Raw genomic sequence first — 18,050 nt, forward strand, 5'->3', positions numbered from 1 at the left:
CGTTGTGACGATCCAAAACCGCCACCCGTATTTAAGGACGTATTTGATGTTAAAAGCGAATTCATCTGATGCTGGCTCACGCGTTGTATTGGTCATGACGGCGATTTGCATGGTTGTTGTTGGCTTCAATTCCACGGCGGTTGCGACCATCCTGCCTGATCTTAAGAATGAGTTCGATCTGTCGCCTTCGGACCTGCAATGGGTCATGGCCATCTATACCGTGGTCAGTGCCACGTTGGTGACGATTATCAGTCGGCTGGGTGATATCACGGGCAAGCTGGGCGTGTTTCTGGTTGGCATGATCGTTTTTGCCATAGGCTCTGCCTCGGCCTTGTTCGCGCAGGACGGGGCGATGATGCTGTTTGGCCGTGGGGCGCAGGGGGCAGGGGCCGCAGCGCTGTTTGGCACGTCGTTGCCCTTGTTGACGGCAGCGACCCCGGAGGAAAAACGCGCCAGCGTTACCGGAGCATGGGGCGCCATCGTCGGACTGTCGATCGGGATCGGCCCTATCCTTGGCGGCGCATTCGCCCATTACATCAGTTGGAGAGCCGTATTCGCCACCGATCTGATCCTGCTGACCACCGCGTTTATCATTGGCTTGACCGTGAGAAAACGGAACTATGTACCGAACACGCGACTGGCCGGTGCCCGGTTCGATTATCTCGGCGCTGTGGCTCTTGTGCTGTTTCTGGGGCCGCTGTCATTTGCCCTGAGCAATGGGGAAAGTGGAGGATGGCAGGCACCGTTGACGCTGGTGCCGTTGGGTGTGGCCATGCTGGCCATGGTCGGCCTTGTGCTGGCTTCGCGCCGCAGTGAAGATCCGTTGGTCGAGCTGCGCTATTTCCTTCATCCGCGCTATTTCATGGCGGCAGCGGGGATGTTCCTTACCGGCTTTATGCTGTTTGGTTTTTTCGTCTACTTCAACACATTCGTCCAATCGCCTGATACATTCGGATACACGTCTGTCGGGGCTGGGCTTGCGATTATGCCGTTGAGCCTAAGCATGTTCGCGATCTCGGTCATCGCGCCCCGATTTCTTGCGCCCTACAGCTTTCAATGGCCTGTTGTGATCGGGCTGGGCGCAATGGCCGCTGGGTTTTTGTTGCTGACCACGATTACAGTTCCCACTCAATATGCGCAGATCTGGTGGAAGTTGATGATCGTCGGCATTGGTCTTGGTATCTGTTTCTCGCTGCTACCGCGTCTTGGGTTGCGGCTTTTGCCTGATGAGCATGTGGGGCAAGGCTCAGGTGTAATCAATGCCTGCCTCTATTTCGGGGCTACGTTGGGGGCTGTGGTCTGCGGGCTTGCCGAAGCCATCACCTCTCGTCGGGGTCTTACCGAAGTGATCGACGCGTTACCGGCCGGCTCGGCCCCCCGTGAAGATCTGGCTCATGCGCTGACCCACGGAACGCCCAGTCAAATCCAGCAACTGATCGCCGGCATGGATCCGACGTCGGGAAGTGCTCTGTCAAATGCTTTACGCGACCTGCAGGACAACGCTTTTGACAGCGCCATGATGGTGACGGCGATTGCGGCGCTGATCGGCGTGACGCTGGGGTTGATGTTGCTGCGCGGCCCTGTGCCCCCGGTGCACAGCGCGGCGGATCTGACACGCGCGAAGAATTCCTGAGGGATTGATCCTGACACGTTTCTTGTCAGGGCGGTGTCAGAGGTTTCGGGTAAAACGAAAAAGGCCGCCCAGAAGGGCGGCCTTTCGCATTCGAAACGGGTCAGGCTTAGAAGCCCAGACCTTCGTATTTCTTTTTGAACTTCGACACACGGCCACCGGCGTCCATCAGACGCGCGCCGCCACCGGTCCATGCGGGGTGCACGGAGGGGTCGATTTCCAGAGCCAGCTGATCGCCTTCGGAGCCCCAGGTGGATTTCATCTGAACTATGGTGCCATCGGTCATTTTGACGTCGATGACGTGATAATCGGGATGGATGTCTTTTTTCATCTTTCCGTTCCTTACGCTTCGGCGCCAGCTTTGGGCTTGTAGTTGGTGACCTCTGCGATACGTGCGGATTTACCGCGACGAGTGCGCAGATAATACAGTTTGGCGCGACGAACGCGGCCACGGCGGACAACGGTGATGCTGTCGATATTGGTTGAATACAGCGGGAACACACGCTCCACGCCTTCACCAAAGGAAATCTTACGCACGGTGAACGCACCGGCGATGGTGTTGCCACCTTTACGGGCGATGCAGACGCCTTCGTAGTTCTGAACACGGGTGCGCGACCCTTCGGTCACTTTAAAGCCGACACGAATGGTGTCACCGGCTTTGAAATCAGGGATGTCTTTCCCCAGGGCGGCAATCTGTTCCGCCTCAAGCTGTGCGATCAGGTCCATCGCAGGTTCTCCTATCTGCTCGTGGTTGGTCCACGAAGTTTGGGCACGGCCTGAGAGCTCTTGGTCTTCACCGGGTCCTGCGTACAGCCCGCCAGAGGTCAGATCGAATGTTCACTTGGTCTCTGGCCTGCCCGCCGCGCCGTGGCTGAAGAAAGCCGGGCGTCACGACATGATGCAAACCAAAACACCGGAGTCGCGAAGTTGCGGCACCGGATTGCGGTCATTTACGGGCATCGGGGGCAGGGATCAAGCCTAAATCGCCATGCAAGGCGGGGAAAACGGTGGGTTTCCGCCGCACGCAATCAGAACCATTGCCTTGCGGGGCTGATCAGGCAAACTGGACGTAATTATAAGAGCAGTCATTTGATACAGGATTAGATCATGCGCACCGCATTGATGCTCGCCGTCATGGCCTTTGCGACCCTGTCCTGCGGTCGCAGCAGCCCGCCGCCGCAACTGGTCGAGGCCCAGTCGTTTCCAGATGCTACGCCGCCCTCTGTGATCTTCCCAGCCTTTGCAGATGCAGACCCCCACGAATGGGAAGGGAGACATCCGGGGCATTACCCGGTGCACGGGCTGGACGTATCGCGCTGGCAAGGAGCGATAGACTGGCGCACCGCCAAGCAGTCCGGCGTTAGTTTCGTCTTTATCAAAGCGACCGAAGGGGGCGATGTCGCCGACCCCATGTTTGCCAGCCATCGGCAAGGTGCGCAGGCTGCGGGCGTGCCGTGGGGGGCATATCATTACTACTATTTCTGCCGGTCGGCGCGGGAACAGGCCCGCTGGTTCATCCAGAACGTACCCAAGGGATCGGATCTGCCACATGTGCTGGACATGGAGTGGACCCCGCATTCTAAGACCTGCACCTTGCGCCCCGATGGTGCGACGGTCCGGGCCGAGGCTCAACAGTTCCTGGATATCCTCGAACGCCACTATGGGCGCCGTCCGATCGTCTATACGACGGTGGATTTCTATGGTGATACGAATATCGGGCGGCTGCCCAAGACTGAGTTCTGGTTGCGTTCGGTCGCCGGTCATCCGCGAAATGTGTATCCCAAAGCGGTGTGGCGGCTCTGGCAATACACCGGCACCGGGCTGGTGCCCGGTGTTCAGGGGAGGGTTGATATCAATGTCTTCAACGGGCCACCGGAAATCTGGGCGCGCTGGAAATCTGGTAGCCCTTAGACTTTGGGCACCCCATAGGTTTCGATGGTGTCGCCCACGACGAAGTGATCAAGCCTGCATTCGCGCTTTTCCCCCCCGAATAATTCGGCAACCGGGACCGCTCAGCTGCGGGGCTCATATCACACGGGGGATGTCAGTCAGACGTCTCTTCCCGTTCACTCAGATAGGCCTCCCACAGATCGGGTCGCCGTTCGCGGGTGATCTGTTCGGACATATCGTGACGCCATTCGGCGATGCGACCATGATGGCCTGACATCAAAATCTCGGGGATTGGGCGGCCTTTCCATTCGGCCGGGCGGGTGTACTGGGGGTGCTCCAACAGGCCCGACGAAAAACTCTCTTCTTCGGCCGAGGCCTGATTGCCCAGAACGCCGGGGATCAGACGCACCGTGGCGTCGATCAGCGCTTGCGCGGCAATCTCGCCTCCGGTCATCACGAAATCCCCCAGCGAGACCTCTTGGACGCCGTAATGCTCCAGCACCCGTTCATCAACACCTTCAAACCGCCCACATAGCAGGGTCATGCCATCACAGCGCGCGAGGTTCTGCATCATGCGCTGGTCCATGCGGCGACCGCGCGGGCTAAGGTAGATCAGAGGCCAGTTTCCTTGCGCCTCGGTCATCGTGTGCTCGATTGCTTCGCCCAATACATCAGAGCGCAACACCATCCCCGCTCCGCCGCCGGCCGGGGTGTCGTCCACATTGCGATGCTTGCCGACACCGAACTGACGCAGGTCAACGGTTTCCAGCTGCCACAACCCTTCTTGCAGGGCTTTTCCAGTCAGGCTTTCGCCAAGAACTCCGGGAAAGGCCGACGGAAACAAGGTGATGATCTTGGCCTTCCACACCCCATGCAAATCGGGCGTGGGCGTAAGCAGTTCGCGCGGTTTCAGCGTAGGACGGATCGCCTTGCGACCATGAGATTTCGGGGACGTATCAGTCATGATGTACCAATCAGGTCTGTCTGCGCGCGTTCAATCACGGCAGTCTTTTGCGCCACCAGAGCCGCTTCGTCCAAGCGCGAACGGTTCAGTTCCAGCAACTCGGACAGGACGTCTTCGGGGAGCCGGGTATTGACCTGAGTCGGAGGCACCAGAAGGTTGGCCTTTTCACGCGACAGGTCCATAAATTCGGCAAAGGGGTCGCCAGGTCCAAGCCGTCGCAGTTGCAAATCTTCCAGCCATTCAGTCGTAACAGAGACGGAAGGCAGCTTTTCCTTGATGCGGCTGACGGTGTCTTGCAGCGGGGGCAGGTGGTCCAGGTTGTCGCGAAAGGTTTCAAAGTCAAAAACCTGTCGCATCCGTTCCAGATCATGTGCCCACAGGCTGCGCAACCAGCCTCCGCGCTGGCGCAGAGACAGGTATATCGTGATCTCAACCTCTTGCCCTGAAAATCGCTGGCGAATTGAATCCACCAGACAGGCAGCCAGATCGGGGGCCGCAGCATAGCCTTGGTCGATATTGCGGCTGGGCCTGAGGCCGGCGAAGTTTTCTTCGCTCAGGATCAGTCCCCGCTTGTCGCCGAAATCCAGGCTGTCCAGAAATTCGCGCAGCTGACTGCCAAACTCGGAGAGGGTTCCCACTGTTCCATAGACGGAATGGTTGGTGGCCGCGCGGGACAGGCCGGAATTGCGGGTGCGATACGGTAGGACCAGCGCAAAATGCGGCCAAATCAGCTCGCGATTTTCATAGAGGAAGGATTGCGCTGCTGTTGTGCCAGTTTTGTGCAGGCCCAGATGCAGCAGGACCCGACGCATCAGATCAGCCCTTCGGGCGGGTCGGCGACGATGCGGCCCTGTTCCAGATCAACTGTAGGAACCGACTCGAGTGTGAACGGTAGCAAAACAGTGGAATTCAGGCCCGGCCCGTGCAATTCCAACAGGTCCGCCGCACCGTGGTTCTGGACAGATTTAACCTGACCCAGCAACGCGCCCCCTGTGTCATAGACCGCAAGCCCGATCAGATCTGTGTGGTAGAACTCGTCATCAGGTAGCGAAGGCAACTGATCGCGCCGCGCAAACAGGCGCAGCCCCTTCAGGTCATCTGCCTGTTCCTTGGTTTCAACTCCGCCCAATCTGGCGGCAAAGCCATTCTTGATCGGACGAGTCAGGACCAGCGGATAGCGTTTCGCGCCCTGTTCATCCGTCAGCGGCGAATAGGCTTCGATATCCTCAGGGATCGCGCAATAGCTTTTCAGGCGCACTTCGCCGCGCACCCCGTATGAGCCCGCAACACTTCCTACGCAGATCAGGTCATTCATTTGGTCCATCCACCGTCACACATAGCCCGTCTTGCCATAACCCGCGTGCCTCACACGCTTCGCGCTGGTTCGAGCGTTCGAAAAACACGCCCACAATAAAGGCGATCATCAACAGGATAGGAAGCCGTAATAGTCCGAACATACGTCTATCGTACCTCCACAAGCAGGTTGTCGTCGCGGAATTCCCAGCCAGATTGCTGCAACTCGGGGGTTTCCGAGTGCTCTTCGGGCCATCCGACACAGAAGTAACCGATCAACCGCCAGCTATCCGACACGTTCAGATCACGCGCCATTCGTTCGGGGTCCAGAATAGACACCCATCCCAACCCCATCCCTTCGGTCCGCAAGGCAAGCCAGAACAGGGTGACTGCCGAGACCACGGAATAGCGCCGCATCTCGGGCATCGAACCTGCACCCAAACCGCGCCCCTTGTCGGTGGAATCGTCGCAGAACACGGCCAGCTGCACCGGTGCTTCCTGCATTCCCGTCAGTTTCAGCTGACTGTAGAGCCGCGCATTGTCGCCCGAGTATCCCTTTAGGGCCTGGGCATTCGCCGCCTGAAAGTTCTTAAGCGCAGCCTCACGCGCGGCGGTACTTTCGACTCGGACCACACGCCAAGGCTCGCTGAGCCCAACAGACGGCGCCAGTCGAAATGCGTCGAGGCAGCGCGTCAGCACTGCCTCGTCCACAGCATCGTCGCGAAACCGGCGCACATCGCGCCGGAGCCGCAACAACAGATCGAACTGCGCGCGAAAATCGTCGGTAAAGGTCTGATCCCGCACGCGCCGCCCTGCTTACTCTTCTGCTGCTGCTTCTTCAGCAGGCGCAGCAGCAGCTTCGGCAGCTTCAGCGGCCTTTGCAGCTTTTTCTTCCGCGCGCTCCTGAGCTTTCTTGCCCGGGGTACCCTTGTTGGGGTTGCTACGCTCAGCTTTTTCCTTGGCGCCGGCTGCTTCCAACATGCGGGCGATCCGGTCGGTGGGCTGGGCGCCCTGGTCCAGCCAGTACTGGATGCGCTCCATGTCCATTTTAACGCGCTCTTCGTTGTCTTTCGGCAGCAGCGGGTTGTAGGTGCCCAGCTTTTCGATGAAACGGCCGTCGCGCGGCATGCGGCTGTCGGCAGCCACGATGCGGTAGAAGGGACGCTTTTTCGAGCCGCCGCGGGCGAGACGAATTTTCATTGCCATGGTGGTATCTCCTTTAGATGGCGTGTGCCGGGAACGGCCCGGTCAATTCTGGTGTTTCTTATGGTGTCGGATGACTTCCTGAATGATGAAATTCAGAAAAGCCTTGGCGAAATCGGGGTCAAGATCGGCCTCTTTCGCCAGGTCTTCTAACCGTGCGATCTGCGCAGCTTCGCGCGTGGGATCGGACGGGGGAAGGTCGTGTGCCGCTTTCAGTTTGCCAACGGCTTGTGTGTGCTTGAACCGCTCGCCCAGTGTGTAAACCAGAATCGCGTCCAATCGATCGATGCTTTCGCGGTGGTCCTTGAGCAACGCGGCAGCCTGAGTCACGGGATTGGTCATTGGCCGGTCCTTTCGGTGGTCAAAGCAGGTTCGGATAAATCGAGCGTGGGATGGCGCCAGACCTGGCAGGGCTTGCCCATCACTTCGCCTTCGCGCTCGAAGCTAGCCCCCATACGCTCGGCCAAGGCACGAGAGCGCGTGTTTTCATGCGCGATATAGCTGATGACGCCATTCAAACCCTGTTGGCGCGCAGCATAGTCGCGAGCTGCAAGGGCTGCCTCGAAAGCCAGACCTTTGCCTTCCGCCCCGTCCATCAGGGTCCAGCCGAGTTCGGGTTCGTCCCAGCCAGGTACATCAATGATGCCAACCGCGCCAACAAAGCGACCGCTGGAATTCTCGGTCAGATGCCAAAGGCCGTAGCCTTTCAGCGCCCAGTGACCCAGACGCGTTGCCAGAGAGCTCCAGCTGCCCACCTGATCCCGCGGACCGCCAACCATATGGCTGCGCTCGGATGCATAGAAGGCAGTCAACTCAGGCAAGTCATCCGCATGCGGGGCCCGCAGAACAAGGCGTTCAGTTTCGATGATCGGGATGGAGAACGTCGTCATGCGTATGCCTCCACTCCACCGTTCTCAAGGTCTGATGGAGCCGGATGCCGCCAAACCTGCATCTCGCCATAGGCCGGGTGTTTATAGATGCTGTCAAACCGCGCACCCAATCGATCGGCCACGGCTCTGCTCGCCAGATTGTCGGGGTCGATCAGAGAAATAGCAGTATCCCAGCCCAGTACGTCATAGGCATATGTCCGTGCTGCGAGCGCCGCCTCGGTCGCGTATCCTTTGCCTGTTGCGCTGCTCATCAGTGTCCAGCCGATTTCCGGCTCAGGCCAGCTATGCGGAAACCACAGCCCTACATGGCCGATGTATTTGCCGGCGCCTTTTTCCTCTACCGCCCAATACCCATAGCCGCGAAGGGTCCAGTGACCCAGCAGTAGGGCAAGTGTCCGCCATGTCTCATCCGCACGTTTGGGACCGCCGACGAATTTCGATGCGTCGCTGGCAAAGAATGCTTCCAGCGCGCTGAAATCGTCCTCGCACGGGGCGCGCAGGATCAGGCGTTCGGTTTCAAGCCGGGGGATATGAGGTGCAGCGGCGGTCATTTACTTCTTTTTGCCAAATCCGCTGAGGCCCGGAGGCAGGGCCATGCCTCCGCCCATTCCGGGCATCTTGCCACCCATCGCTTTGGCCGCCTGCTCCAGCGCCTTGGGGTCCATGCCTGCCGCCATGTCTTCTGGCGAGGGGCCGCCTTTACCAAACATGCCCTTCATGGCCTGTTTCAGCATCTTGCCTTTGCCCATCTTGCCCATCTTCTTCATCATGTCCGACATCTGCCGGTGCATCTTGAGCAGCTTGTTGAGGTCGCTGACCTCCATACCCGAACCCGCCGCGATACGTTTCTTGCGGCTGGCTTGCAGCAGTTGCGGGTTGGCGCGTTCACGCTTGGTCATGGATTGGATCAAGGCGATCTGGCGCTTGAGCACCTTGTCATCCATGCCCGATTCTTCGACCTGTTTGGCCATCTTGCCCATGCCGGGCATCATGCCCATCATGCCTTGCATGCCGCCCATCTGGATCATCTGTTCCAGCTGCATCTTCAGGTCGTTCATGTTGAACTGACCTTTGACCATGCGCTTCATCATGCGCTCGGTCTGTTCGATCTCCATCGTTTCCTGGGCCTTTTCGACCAGGGCCACGATGTCGCCCATTCCCAGAATACGTCCTGCAATCCGGTCCGGCTCGAACGTCTCAAGCGCGTCCATCTTTTCGCCCAAGCCCACAAAGCGGATCGGTTTGCCGGTGACCGCGCGCATCGACAACGCCGCGCCACCGCGCCCGTCGCCATCCATCCGGGTCAGAACCACGCCCGAGATACCGACCTTGGCTTCGAATTCCTCGGCGACCTCAACGGCGACCTGACCGGTCAGACCGTCGACGACCAGCAGGGTTTCGCGCGGGTCGACCGCGTTGCGAACCTGCTCGACCTCGTTCATCAGCACTTCGTCGATGTGCAGACGGCCCGCGGTATCGAGCATATAGACGTCATAACCACCCAGCGTCGCTTGCTGCTTGGCGCGTTTGGCGATGTCGACGGGCTTCTGGCCGGGAACAATCGGCAGCGTATCGACGCCGACCTGCGTGCCCAGAACGGCCAGCTGATCCATCGCCGCCGGGCGATAAACATCCAGCGAGGCCATCAGGACCTTCTTGCCCTCTTTCTCTTTCAGGCGTTTGGCCAGCTTACCGGTGGTTGTCGTCTTACCCGAACCCTGCAAACCGACCATCAGGATCGGGGCAGGCGGGTTGTCGATCTTGAGCGCACCGGGATCATCCTCACCGCGCAGCACGTCAACCAGCGTGTCATGCACGATCTTGACGACCTGCTGGCCGGGGGTGATCGACTTGGTAACAGCCTGACCGGTGGCCTGATCCTGTACCGTCTTGACGAATTCCCGCGCGACCGGCAGCGAGACGTCAGCCTCAAGCAAGGCAACCCGTACTTCGCGCAGGGCGGTCTTGACGTCCTCTTCAGACAGCGCACCCTGTTTGGTCAGCCGGTCAAAGACGCCAGAGAGGCGTTCGGATAGATTTTCAAACATGCCTTCGGCCTCCTTAGCCAGTTTTGATGTGGCACCACCTATCTAGGAAGCACCGGTTAAATTCGCAATTTCCCTCGCACGCACGGATAAACGTGCAAGCCTGCCAAAAGGAATTGCCCCCACGGGCGAAACTCGCTGGTGGGGGGCGATCCCTGAACGACTCAAGGGACCGGAAGATCTGAGGCTTCCGGATGTTGGGCAGGGATTTAAGCTGAACGGCTAGCGGTGTCAACCTTGCGCGCGGGAAGCCAGTTATTGACCGCATCAACCAGCCGATGCGCACCACGACCGTTCGAGAATGCTTCGACGATGGGATGACGTCCCGCGCTCATCCCCTTGTCCAATATTAGCACAGGGCGATAGAGGGTGGATGACCCTTTGTCGCTTCTCGATGTCGTGCTTTCAATCTCCGCATGGGATAGGTTTGAAAGCACATGCTCGACAGTATCATAGCCAAAAACCGACTGCCTGCGGATCATAATGCGGTCTTCCTTTCGGTCCAGGATGACCTGAACACGGCGCACAAAGGCGCAGAATGCTCCAAAGCCCATTCCGCCGCCGAACAGTGCGAAGAAGATGCCGAACAAGATGCCCTCACCGCCTTCGCTGGCCAAGAACAGGCCTGCGCCGACAAATGCCAGAATGAAGAAGACCAGCATGATGCCGATAAACCAAGGGGTATCGGAAAGGATCAACTGGTTAGAGGAATTGCGCGTCACTTTCATGGCGGCACGCTAGCACCCGTTTTGCGGTTTGTCTCGGCTTGAAATAGTGCCCGTGTTGGGCGATGAGCGAGGCAGACAGGAGGTTCCCATGGACGCATCATCCGCTTTTCAAGACACATTGCCGCTCAGTTCCGATGGGCTGTTGGCGCAGCTGGATGCGTGGGGCCTGACCTATAGGCTGCATACCCACATCCCGCTGCGCACGGTTGAGGATGCGAAAGGCGTCGAAGATCAGTTTCTTGTGCCGGGTGAGCGTACCCTGCGCCTCAAGAACCTCTATCTGCGCGATAAGAAAAAGCGGAACTATCTGGTGACGCTGGAACAGAGCCGCGACATCGACCTCAAGGCGCTGGGCGCCGAGCTGGGTGTCGGCAGCCTGTCCTTTGGCTCGGCGGATCGGCTGTTGCAAAACCTCGGCATCCGCCCTGGGGCTGTCAGCCCGCTGGCGATGATCAACGGGGTGCAGAATGATGTACGCTTTTACATGGATGCTGCCGCACAACAGGCCGATGTGATCAACATGCATCCCTTGGTCAACGACCGCACAGTTGCCATATCGCGCGCTGATTTGATGGCCTTCTTCGATCGGATTACATGCGCGGTGAACTGGCTGCCCTGATCAGGGCACTAACGCCTCCTCCAGGGCCGCGGCCACATGTGCAGCGGACGGGTTGATGAACAGATGCCCGTCAGCCTCGAACACAGGGTCGTCCAGATGATCGGGAAAGGCCAGCGGCAGTTCCGTGCAGGCCAGAAGGATTGCGGTTCCGGGTTCGGCATGCCGGTTACAAAAGGCCAGCAGGCGCACACGGGCGCTTTCTGACGCGCCGCCGTAGAAATCACCGTCGATCATCGCTTGCATCTTTGCAATTTCGCTTTCGGGCAGGCGGGCGTTTGCGCTGATGCCAATCTCGCCCAGTTTGTTGGCATAGTGCGTCGCCTGCATCGTTACCGTGGTGCCCAGAACCAGCGCGCGCGTGGCCTCTGTCGAGGCCGTAACCTCGGCGGTTGCATCGAAGATGCTGAGAATGGGCATCGTAACGCCCTGTCGGATTGCATGCAGCCGCGCGTGGGGTGTGTTCGAGGCGATAATCCCAAAGTCACAGCCAGCGGCTTCAAGAGTTAACAAAGCTTCCCGAAATACAGCATCAAATCCGGTCCAACTGGCCTCATCGCCCGCGACGCCGCGTAGGGCGCGGGTTTTAGCCTGGGTCACGGACTCGATGGTCATGGGTGGGATGGGCAGAGGGGATCCATGTCCGCGCTGGGCGAAAAACCGCCCCGCGCCTTCGGCAATCGCCCGGTAATAATCAACGGTCGAGGCCCAGCCCACGCCGCCCAGAATGCCGATCTTTTTCATTGCGTGCGTCCAGTCTGCCCATTTGGTATCCAGGACAGACTGGACGTTTTCTGAGGTGAAGGTCAATCAGGCTGCCAGTTGCGAAACCGCATTTCGTGCATTGCTGAGAGAACCTTCGGCATCCAGCGCCAACTGGTCGGCGGCGACGATTTCGACGTCATGGATACCGATAAAGCCAAGTACATGCTTGGCATAGGTGGTGGCAAAATCGACATCAGACCCGACAGCTGTGCCACCCGACGCCACGGCTAAAACCGCGCGCTTTCCATCCAACAGGCCTTTTGGACCGCTTTCGGAATACGAAAAAGTCACTCCGACGCGGGCAATCAGGTCGATCCAGGCTTTGAACGCCGCGGGCACCGAGAAATTGTAGATCGGCAGGCCTATGACAAGCGTATCGGCCTGCTGCAGTTCAGTTACCAGCTCGTCAGACAGGGATAACTGGTCCTGTTGCATGGCACTGCGCTGATCGGCAGGGGTGAAATTTGCGCTGACCCAGGCTTCGGTCAGCAGCGGTAGAGGTGTGGCAAGGTCACGGCGAATTATGCGGTCAGCGCCCAAGTGATTGACGATGCGTGCCGACAGGTCACGAGTGGTCGAGCCTTCGCGGCGGGCCGATGCGTCGATATGCAGGATAGTTTTGGTCATGGTTCAATTTCCTTTGGTGTGCAGGATGTGTCTTGGCCCGATATGAGCGTTGCGCGAGCGAACAAAACTCTGGTAAGTCAACAGGGTCTGTTAGAATTTGCACAATGGAAAACCGCAGTGGACAACTGGGACGAGGTAAGAACCGCCTATCAGGTGGCGCGTATGGGAACGGTCAGTGGCGCGGCCGAGGTCCTGGGTGTGCATCATGCCACCGTCATTCGCCACATTGATGCAATTGAGGCCCGGCTGGCGGTCAAGCTGTTCCAGCGCCATGCGCGCGGCTATACCCCGACCGAAGCCGGAGAGGACCTGTTGCGTGTGGCACAGGCGACTGAGGATCAGTTCAATCAACTGATCGGCCGTATGAAGGGTCGGGGTGATGACGTGTCGGGCGAGTTGGTCGTGACGTCTCTGTCCTCTCTGGCATCTCTGGTGGTGCCGGTTCTTGCCGAGTTTCAGCGACGGCACCCGGAACTGATCGTCCGGTATCTGACCGGTGATCGGCTGTTTCGTCTGGAATATGGCGAAGCGCACGTGGCGATCCGTGCCGGGTCAGCGCCTGATCAGCCCGACAACGTGGTTCAGTCCTTTATGAAGCAAGAGGTCGGGTTATACGCCAGCACCGATTATGTCGCGCTGCACGGCAAGCCTGGCAGTCTCGATGACTTTGCAGATCATTCTTTCATCAGTACCGATGACGAAAACAGCCGAGCGCCGTTTTCCCGCTGGTTGCGCCAGACCGTGCCAGCCGAGCGCATCACCTTCCGTTGTACCAACAACTTCTGTATCCGCGAGGCGGTCCTGTCCGGCGCGGGTATCGGTTTCATGCCACGTTGGTCAGCTGCAGGAGATCCGAACCTGGTCGAAGTGATCGACCCGATGCCGGAATGGTTTGGTGATCTGTGGCTTGTTACCCATGTGGATCTGCATCGCACGACCAAGGTACAGGCCTTTCTGACCTATCTGAAAGAGCAATCCAAGAGCTGGGCAAAATGAGTCAACAGGCGCGTGGCCATCTGGCCATGCTGATTTTTTCGGCCCTGGTTGCAGGGAGTTTCTCGCTGGGGTCACTGATCGCCAATCAGATCGCGCCCGAAGCCATTACCGCGGCCCGGTTCGGCATCGCATCCGTGGTGATTGGGGGTGCCGCCCTTATGACCACCGGTCTGCCGCGCAGCGCGGCACAAGCCCCGTGGCGCTATTTGGTTCTGGGCGGAGTATTCGCGGCCTATTTCGTGTTGATGTTCTACGGGTTGAAAACTGCACCGCCTGTCAACGCGGCAGCGGTCTTTACGCTGACTCCGGTTATGGCCGCATTCGCCGGTTGGATCTTGTTGCGCCAGATCACCACACCAAGGATGGCGCTTGCACTGACCCTTGGGGCAGTCGGGGCGCTGTGGGTGATCTTTCGCGCCGATTGGCAAGCCGTGCGCGCGTTCGATATCGGGCAGGGGGAAATCATCTATTTCTGGGGCTGTGTCGCGCATGCTTTGTATACCCCCCTTGTACGCAAGCTGAACCGTGGAGAGCCTGCAGTGGTGTTTACCTTTGGTACGCTTCTGGCGGGATGCCTGATGCTGACGATCTACGGGTGGTCCGAGATCCGTGCCACCGACTGGGCGAACCTGCCAGCGATAGTCTGGGTGGGTTTGATTTATGTTTCAGTCTTTGCAACCGCGGCCAGTTTCGTGCTGGTTCAGTATTCAACGCTGCGCCTGCCATCGGCAAAGGTGATGGCTTATACTTATCTGGTTCCCAGTTGGGTCATTCTGTGGGAAATCTCTCTGGGGCAGCAGGCGGTTGGCCCTGTCGTCTATTTTGGTGCCGGTCTGACGATCCTGGCCCTGGTTTTGCTACTGAAATCCGAGGAGGGCAAACCCGCGCGTCCTTTGCCGCAAGCCGATTGAACTTGTGAAACGACCAAATTGTGTCAGGCTTGGCCCTAGACCAGAATATGAAACGTCCAAGGGGACGACATGAAACCAGTTCTTTCCATAATGATATTGGTGGCTTGCGGCGCCTGTGCCGGGTCATCTGAAGCGGATTTACAAGCCAGTTGCGAGGCGCTGGTCGCAGCCGAAACTGGAACGCGGCCCGGGGATGTTCGGGCATTGTCCACTGATGCCGAACCGGGCGGGTCGGTCACGACGGTTTCCGTTACCGGGGCCCAGGCCCCGTGGTTGTGTCGGGCGGACCCTTCGGGGGTCGTGACCGGTGTTGAATACAGTCAGGAAGGCTAGCCCGTTTCAATGTTTGACCAAGCGGGCGACGGTGTTGAGGCAGATCAAGGCCTGGCACCCTCTGGTTTCTCTATGCTTCAGGCCAAGGAGGAACGTCCCATGTACAGTCATATCATGATCCCGGTTGATCTTCATCTGCCACCCGAGGTGCGCAAGGCCGCCAAAGTTGCAGCAGCTATAGCCGAATGGCAGGGGGCCAAGATTACTTTGGTCAGTGTCACCGGCACCCAACCGGGTGACCCTGTTCAGTCAGATGCTGCGATTGACAAGAACTTACGTGATTTTGCCAAACAGTTGGCTGAAAGCAGCGGGATCGAAGTGGCGTATCGCAATATCCATTCGGTTGATGTCGCCGCCGAAGTTGACGGTGGCCTGACACGGACTGCCGAAGAAATCGAAGCTGACCTTATCGTCGTCGGCACCCATGCGCCGCGTATTACCGACTATATATTCTCGAGCCATGCGGGGTATCTGGCGAAACATGCCAGTGTCTCTGTTTTTGTAGTCAGGTAGGCGGATCATTCCTCGGCTGCGGGCAGTTCAACCTCAAGAAATCGTTCGAACGCGTCCAGATTGACCGGCTCGAACTGCCCGAACCCTTGCATCCAGACGGATGCGGATCGCAGCGCGTCAGGCTCCAGCTTGCACCACTTCACCCGTCCGCGCTTTTCCTGGCTGATCAAACCGGCTCTGGTCAGGATCACCAGGTGTTTTGAAATCGCGGCAAGCGACATCTCGAACGGTTCGGCGACATCCGTCACCGCCATGTCATCCTCCAGCAGCATCGCAAGGATGGCGCGGCGTGTGGGGTCGGCAAGGGCCGCAAAAACGGTATCGAGATCGTTGGACATACTCCTTTCCTAAAGCGCAAGAACCGGTTTGACAATTTTCGGTATGAGGTCACTGTGCCCCGGCATGTGTATCGGGGGTTGGGATGTCACTAAAATACTGGCTGGTGATTTGTATTCTTGGCATCGGCTGGGGCATGTCTTTCATGTTTAATGCCATTTTGCTGCGGGAACTTGGGCCGCTTTCGGTGTCGATGGGACGGGTTGCATTTGGGGCGCTGGGGTGCTGGGTCTATGTGATCGGGGCGCGATTGCCAGTCAATCTGACACTGACACGTGCGTTTGGGTTGTTGGGATTTGGTGCGCTCAGCTATGCTGCGCCCTTTGCCTTCTATGCGCTTGGGCAACAGCATATCGCTTCGGGTGTGGCAGGGATCGTCAATGCAACGACACCGGCCTTTGCCGTCATTGTTTCGCATTTCTGGCCCGGAAGTGAACGTGCCACCCTGTTAAAGTCTTTGGGCGTGGTTTGCGGTTTCACCGGCATCGTTGTGCTGTCCCTGCCTGTACTGGGCGGTGGCGCGTCGTCCGAATTTTGGGCGATCCTTCTGACACTTTGCGCACCGATCTGCTATGCGTTCTCAGTCAACATCGCGCGGGCCTTCCGGGATATGCAACCTGTGGTTCTGACCGCCCTTGCATTGACGGGTGCTACGCTGGCCATCACGCCCTTGGCGCTTTGGCAAGAAGGACTACCCCAAATAACCCGGGCCGAGACTTGGGCCTCGCTGGCGATGATCGGGTTTGTGCTGACATCCGCCGCCTTTATCGCGTTCTACTGGTTGCTGCCCAAGGTTGGCCCGACCAATATCTCGACAGTGACATTGATTGCGCCTGTTTCGGCGCTGGTGCTTGGAACATGGGTGCTGGGAGAAACCCTGCGGCCCGAGCATCTGCTGGGAATGGCAGCGATCTTCGCCGGTCTGCTGCTGATCGACGGGCGCGTGATCAGACGTATCTGGCAGGGGGTGTCGGGCAAAGATCAACCAAAAGGTTGAATATGCGGATTCCGTACCTTTGTACCCGCTTCCTGTGGTTCGGGCTGATCACGTCTATGCTGACTCGGAAAAAATGTCTTTAAAAACAATAGAGTAAAGTGCGGCAATTCGGGCTGCCAACGCCGTTGACTCTGCGCTCTCCGCCCCTTAGCACCGTGCCCAAGACTGTACGAGGGAAACGCCCGTGACTGATGATGACCAAAAGCAGCGTATGGCGCAGCTTGAGGCTAAGATCACGGCGGCAAAAAAGGCCAAGTCAAAGCCTGAGGCCCGTGCGGACGCCGATTATTCGGGAGGCGAGCTTGCCTGGCGGATGGTCATCGAAATGGTATCCGGTCTGGGGATCGGATTTGGCATCGGATACGGGCTGGACAGCCTGTTCGGGACAATCCCGATCTTCCTGGTGCTGTTCACATTGCTGGGTCTGGTCGCCGGAGTAAAGGTTATGCTCCGCAGCGCACAACAGGCGCAAGAGAAACAGATGGCCGACAAGGCCGACGAAGACGAGAGGGACTGAACGTGGCAACTGAGACCACCGCAGCAGAAGGCAGCAGCCTGGTTTTCCATCCGATGGATCAGTTCATCGTCAAACCGCTTTTTGGCGACGGTGCGATTGCTTGGTACACGCCCACTAACGTCACTCTGTGGCTGTTTTTCGCAATTCTCGCCGTGATCGGCCTGCTGGTGCTCAGCACGTCCAAGCGCGCCATTGTCCCGACGCGCATGCAGTCGGTGGCCGAACTGGCCTATGGCTTTATCTACAAGATGCTTGAAGACATCTGCGGCAAGGATGGCGTCAAATACTTCCCCTATGTCATGACCCTGTTCATGTTCATCGTGACCGCGAACTTCCTGGGTCTGATCCCGACCTCGTTCACAACTACATCGCATTTCGCCGTGACCATCCCACTGGCGCTGGCCGTGTTCCTGACTGTGACCATTCTGGGTTTTGTCAAGAACGGCGCCGGGTTCCTGGGCCTGTTCTGGGTCTCCAGCGCGCCGCTGGCGCTGCGCCCGATCTTGGCGATCATCGAGCTGATCTCGTATTTCGTGCGCCCGGTCAGCCACTCTATTCGTCTTGCTGGTAACGTCATGGCAGGCCACGCGGTTATCAAGGTTTTCGCAGGCTTCGCCGCGATTGCCGTGATCTCGCCAGTGTCCGTTCTGGCGATCACCGCAATGTACGGTCTTGAGGTCCTAGTGGCCTTTATCCAGGCCTACGTATTCACCATTCTGACCTGTGTATATCTGAAGGATGCACTGCATCCGTCGCACTAAGGTCCGATACCCAAACATCGAAACTTCCAATTCGT

The 18,050-nt window shown here is 58.4% G+C and carries 26 protein-coding genes; 10 read left to right on the forward strand and 16 right to left on the reverse strand.

Annotated elements, in window-relative coordinates:
* Positions 1-46 precede the first annotated feature (46 nt).
* The gene (locus AC2FH2_RS16350; RefSeq protein WP_496824430.1) at positions 47-1,633 is read left to right on the forward strand and encodes an MFS transporter; all 1,587 of its coding nucleotides are present in this window, start codon (positions 47-49) and stop codon (positions 1,631-1,633) included.
* Positions 1,634-1,739: 106 nt separating this feature from the next.
* Here AC2FH2_RS16350 and rpmE read toward each other — a convergent pair whose 3' ends face one another.
* Positions 1,740-1,961, reverse strand: a complete 222-nt coding sequence (rpmE, locus tag AC2FH2_RS16355) for a 50S ribosomal protein L31 (RefSeq protein WP_142639136.1) — start codon at positions 1,959-1,961, stop codon at positions 1,740-1,742.
* 11 nt (positions 1,962-1,972) lie between these two features.
* The gene (rplS, locus tag AC2FH2_RS16360; protein WP_142639138.1) at positions 1,973-2,356 is read right to left on the reverse strand and encodes a 50S ribosomal protein L19; all 384 of its coding nucleotides are present in this window, start codon (positions 2,354-2,356) and stop codon (positions 1,973-1,975) included.
* A 381-nt stretch (positions 2,357-2,737) separates the two neighbouring features.
* On the opposite strand from rplS, the gene AC2FH2_RS16365 reads away from it, so the two are divergent.
* Positions 2,738-3,541 (forward strand): glycoside hydrolase family 25 protein, encoded by an 804-nt coding sequence (locus AC2FH2_RS16365; protein ID WP_142639140.1) that lies wholly within the window; start codon positions 2,738-2,740, stop codon positions 3,539-3,541.
* A gap of 133 nt (positions 3,542-3,674) precedes the next feature.
* Here the strand turns inward: AC2FH2_RS16365 and trmD are convergent, their stop codons facing one another.
* The 11 genes from trmD to AC2FH2_RS16420 all read right to left on the reverse strand — a co-directional run bounded on the left by trmD (position 3,675) and on the right by AC2FH2_RS16420 (position 10,643).
* Positions 3,675-4,484, reverse strand: coding sequence for a tRNA (guanosine(37)-N1)-methyltransferase TrmD (gene trmD, locus AC2FH2_RS16370; RefSeq protein ID WP_271951461.1), 810 nt, complete (start codon positions 4,482-4,484; stop codon positions 3,675-3,677).
* Complete coding sequence (locus AC2FH2_RS16375) at positions 4,481-5,296, reverse strand: hypothetical protein (protein ID WP_496790014.1); 816 nt, start codon at positions 5,294-5,296, stop codon at positions 4,481-4,483. The genes trmD and AC2FH2_RS16375 overlap by 4 nt, the downstream gene beginning before the upstream one ends.
* Positions 5,296-5,799: a ribosome maturation factor RimM gene (gene rimM, locus AC2FH2_RS16380; RefSeq protein WP_281973529.1), complete on the reverse strand. Its 504-nt coding sequence runs from the start codon at positions 5,797-5,799 to the stop codon at positions 5,296-5,298. Before rimM ends, AC2FH2_RS16375 begins: the two co-directional genes overlap by 1 nt.
* Positions 5,792-5,941 (reverse strand): hypothetical protein, encoded by a 150-nt coding sequence (locus tag AC2FH2_RS16385; protein WP_185956731.1) that lies wholly within the window; start codon positions 5,939-5,941, stop codon positions 5,792-5,794. Before AC2FH2_RS16385 ends, rimM begins: the two co-directional genes overlap by 8 nt.
* 4 nt (positions 5,942-5,945) lie before the next feature.
* Positions 5,946-6,581 carry a 5,6-dimethylbenzimidazole synthase gene (bluB, locus tag AC2FH2_RS16390; protein ID WP_271951454.1) on the reverse strand — a complete coding sequence of 212 codons (636 nt, stop codon included), beginning with the start codon at positions 6,579-6,581 and terminating at the stop codon, positions 5,946-5,948.
* 12 nt (positions 6,582-6,593) lie between these two features.
* A complete protein-coding gene (gene rpsP / locus AC2FH2_RS16395; RefSeq protein ID WP_142639148.1) occupies positions 6,594-6,983 on the reverse strand; it encodes a 30S ribosomal protein S16 in 390 nt (129 codons plus the stop codon).
* Between the two features lie 42 nt (positions 6,984-7,025).
* Complete coding sequence (locus tag AC2FH2_RS16400; RefSeq protein WP_142639150.1) at positions 7,026-7,322, reverse strand: chorismate mutase; 297 nt, start codon at positions 7,320-7,322, stop codon at positions 7,026-7,028.
* On the reverse strand, positions 7,319-7,870 hold the full coding sequence (locus AC2FH2_RS16405) for a GNAT family N-acetyltransferase (protein ID WP_142639152.1): 552 nt from the start codon (positions 7,868-7,870) through the stop codon (positions 7,319-7,321). The genes AC2FH2_RS16400 and AC2FH2_RS16405 overlap by 4 nt, the downstream gene beginning before the upstream one ends.
* Positions 7,867-8,421 (reverse strand): GNAT family N-acetyltransferase, encoded by a 555-nt coding sequence (locus tag AC2FH2_RS16410; RefSeq protein WP_142639154.1) that lies wholly within the window; start codon positions 8,419-8,421, stop codon positions 7,867-7,869. Before AC2FH2_RS16410 ends, AC2FH2_RS16405 begins: the two co-directional genes overlap by 4 nt.
* Complete coding sequence (gene ffh, locus AC2FH2_RS16415) at positions 8,422-9,918, reverse strand: signal recognition particle protein (RefSeq protein ID WP_496824433.1); 1,497 nt, start codon at positions 9,916-9,918, stop codon at positions 8,422-8,424. It lies immediately after the preceding gene.
* Between the two features lie 206 nt (positions 9,919-10,124).
* A complete protein-coding gene (locus AC2FH2_RS16420; RefSeq protein ID WP_496824435.1) occupies positions 10,125-10,643 on the reverse strand; it encodes a hypothetical protein in 519 nt (172 codons plus the stop codon).
* A gap of 88 nt (positions 10,644-10,731) precedes the next feature.
* Here AC2FH2_RS16420 and AC2FH2_RS16425 point away from each other — a divergent pair, with 88 nt between their 5' ends.
* Positions 10,732-11,262 (forward strand): prolyl-tRNA synthetase associated domain-containing protein, encoded by a 531-nt coding sequence (locus AC2FH2_RS16425; RefSeq protein WP_142639160.1) that lies wholly within the window; start codon positions 10,732-10,734, stop codon positions 11,260-11,262.
* On the opposite strand, the gene AC2FH2_RS16430 is transcribed toward AC2FH2_RS16425, so the two are convergent.
* Entirely contained in the window at positions 11,263-12,003 is a 741-nt protein-coding gene (locus tag AC2FH2_RS16430; protein WP_496694515.1) for an aspartate/glutamate racemase family protein, read from the reverse strand. It abuts the gene before it with no gap.
* 66 nt (positions 12,004-12,069) lie between these two features.
* On the reverse strand, positions 12,070-12,651 hold the full coding sequence (locus AC2FH2_RS16435; protein ID WP_271951444.1) for an FMN-dependent NADH-azoreductase: 582 nt from the start codon (positions 12,649-12,651) through the stop codon (positions 12,070-12,072).
* A 117-nt stretch (positions 12,652-12,768) separates the two neighbouring features.
* Between AC2FH2_RS16435 and AC2FH2_RS16440 the strand changes: the two genes are divergently transcribed.
* From AC2FH2_RS16440 to AC2FH2_RS16455, 4 genes are all read left to right on the forward strand, one after another.
* Positions 12,769-13,647, forward strand: a complete 879-nt coding sequence (locus tag AC2FH2_RS16440; protein ID WP_142639300.1) for a LysR family transcriptional regulator — start codon at positions 12,769-12,771, stop codon at positions 13,645-13,647.
* Positions 13,644-14,558: a DMT family transporter gene (locus AC2FH2_RS16445; protein ID WP_271951443.1), complete on the forward strand. Its 915-nt coding sequence runs from the start codon at positions 13,644-13,646 to the stop codon at positions 14,556-14,558. Before AC2FH2_RS16440 ends, AC2FH2_RS16445 begins: the two co-directional genes overlap by 4 nt.
* 69 nt (positions 14,559-14,627) lie before the next feature.
* Positions 14,628-14,891 carry a hypothetical protein gene (locus AC2FH2_RS16450; RefSeq protein ID WP_496824438.1) on the forward strand — a complete coding sequence of 88 codons (264 nt, stop codon included), beginning with the start codon at positions 14,628-14,630 and terminating at the stop codon, positions 14,889-14,891.
* Positions 14,892-14,900: 9 nt separating this feature from the next.
* On the forward strand, positions 14,901-15,404 hold the full coding sequence (locus AC2FH2_RS16455; RefSeq protein ID WP_496690335.1) for a universal stress protein: 504 nt from the start codon (positions 14,901-14,903) through the stop codon (positions 15,402-15,404).
* 5 nt (positions 15,405-15,409) lie between these two features.
* Here the strand turns inward: AC2FH2_RS16455 and AC2FH2_RS16460 are convergent, their stop codons facing one another.
* On the reverse strand, positions 15,410-15,742 hold the full coding sequence (locus tag AC2FH2_RS16460; protein WP_142639170.1) for an ArsR/SmtB family transcription factor: 333 nt from the start codon (positions 15,740-15,742) through the stop codon (positions 15,410-15,412).
* An 83-nt stretch (positions 15,743-15,825) separates the two neighbouring features.
* On the opposite strand from AC2FH2_RS16460, the gene AC2FH2_RS16465 reads away from it, so the two are divergent.
* The 3 genes from AC2FH2_RS16465 (at position 15,826) to AC2FH2_RS16475 (ending at position 18,015) form a co-directional block, all read left to right on the forward strand.
* Positions 15,826-16,737: a DMT family transporter gene (locus AC2FH2_RS16465; RefSeq protein ID WP_271951437.1), complete on the forward strand. Its 912-nt coding sequence runs from the start codon at positions 15,826-15,828 to the stop codon at positions 16,735-16,737.
* 184 nt (positions 16,738-16,921) lie between these two features.
* Positions 16,922-17,254 (forward strand): AtpZ/AtpI family protein, encoded by a 333-nt coding sequence (locus AC2FH2_RS16470; RefSeq protein WP_142639174.1) that lies wholly within the window; start codon positions 16,922-16,924, stop codon positions 17,252-17,254.
* 2 nt (positions 17,255-17,256) lie between these two features.
* Positions 17,257-18,015, forward strand: coding sequence for a F0F1 ATP synthase subunit A (locus tag AC2FH2_RS16475; protein WP_142639176.1), 759 nt, complete (start codon positions 17,257-17,259; stop codon positions 18,013-18,015).
* Positions 18,016-18,050 lie beyond the last annotated feature (35 nt).

This window comes from Ruegeria sp. YTSA105, assembly GCF_059610225.1.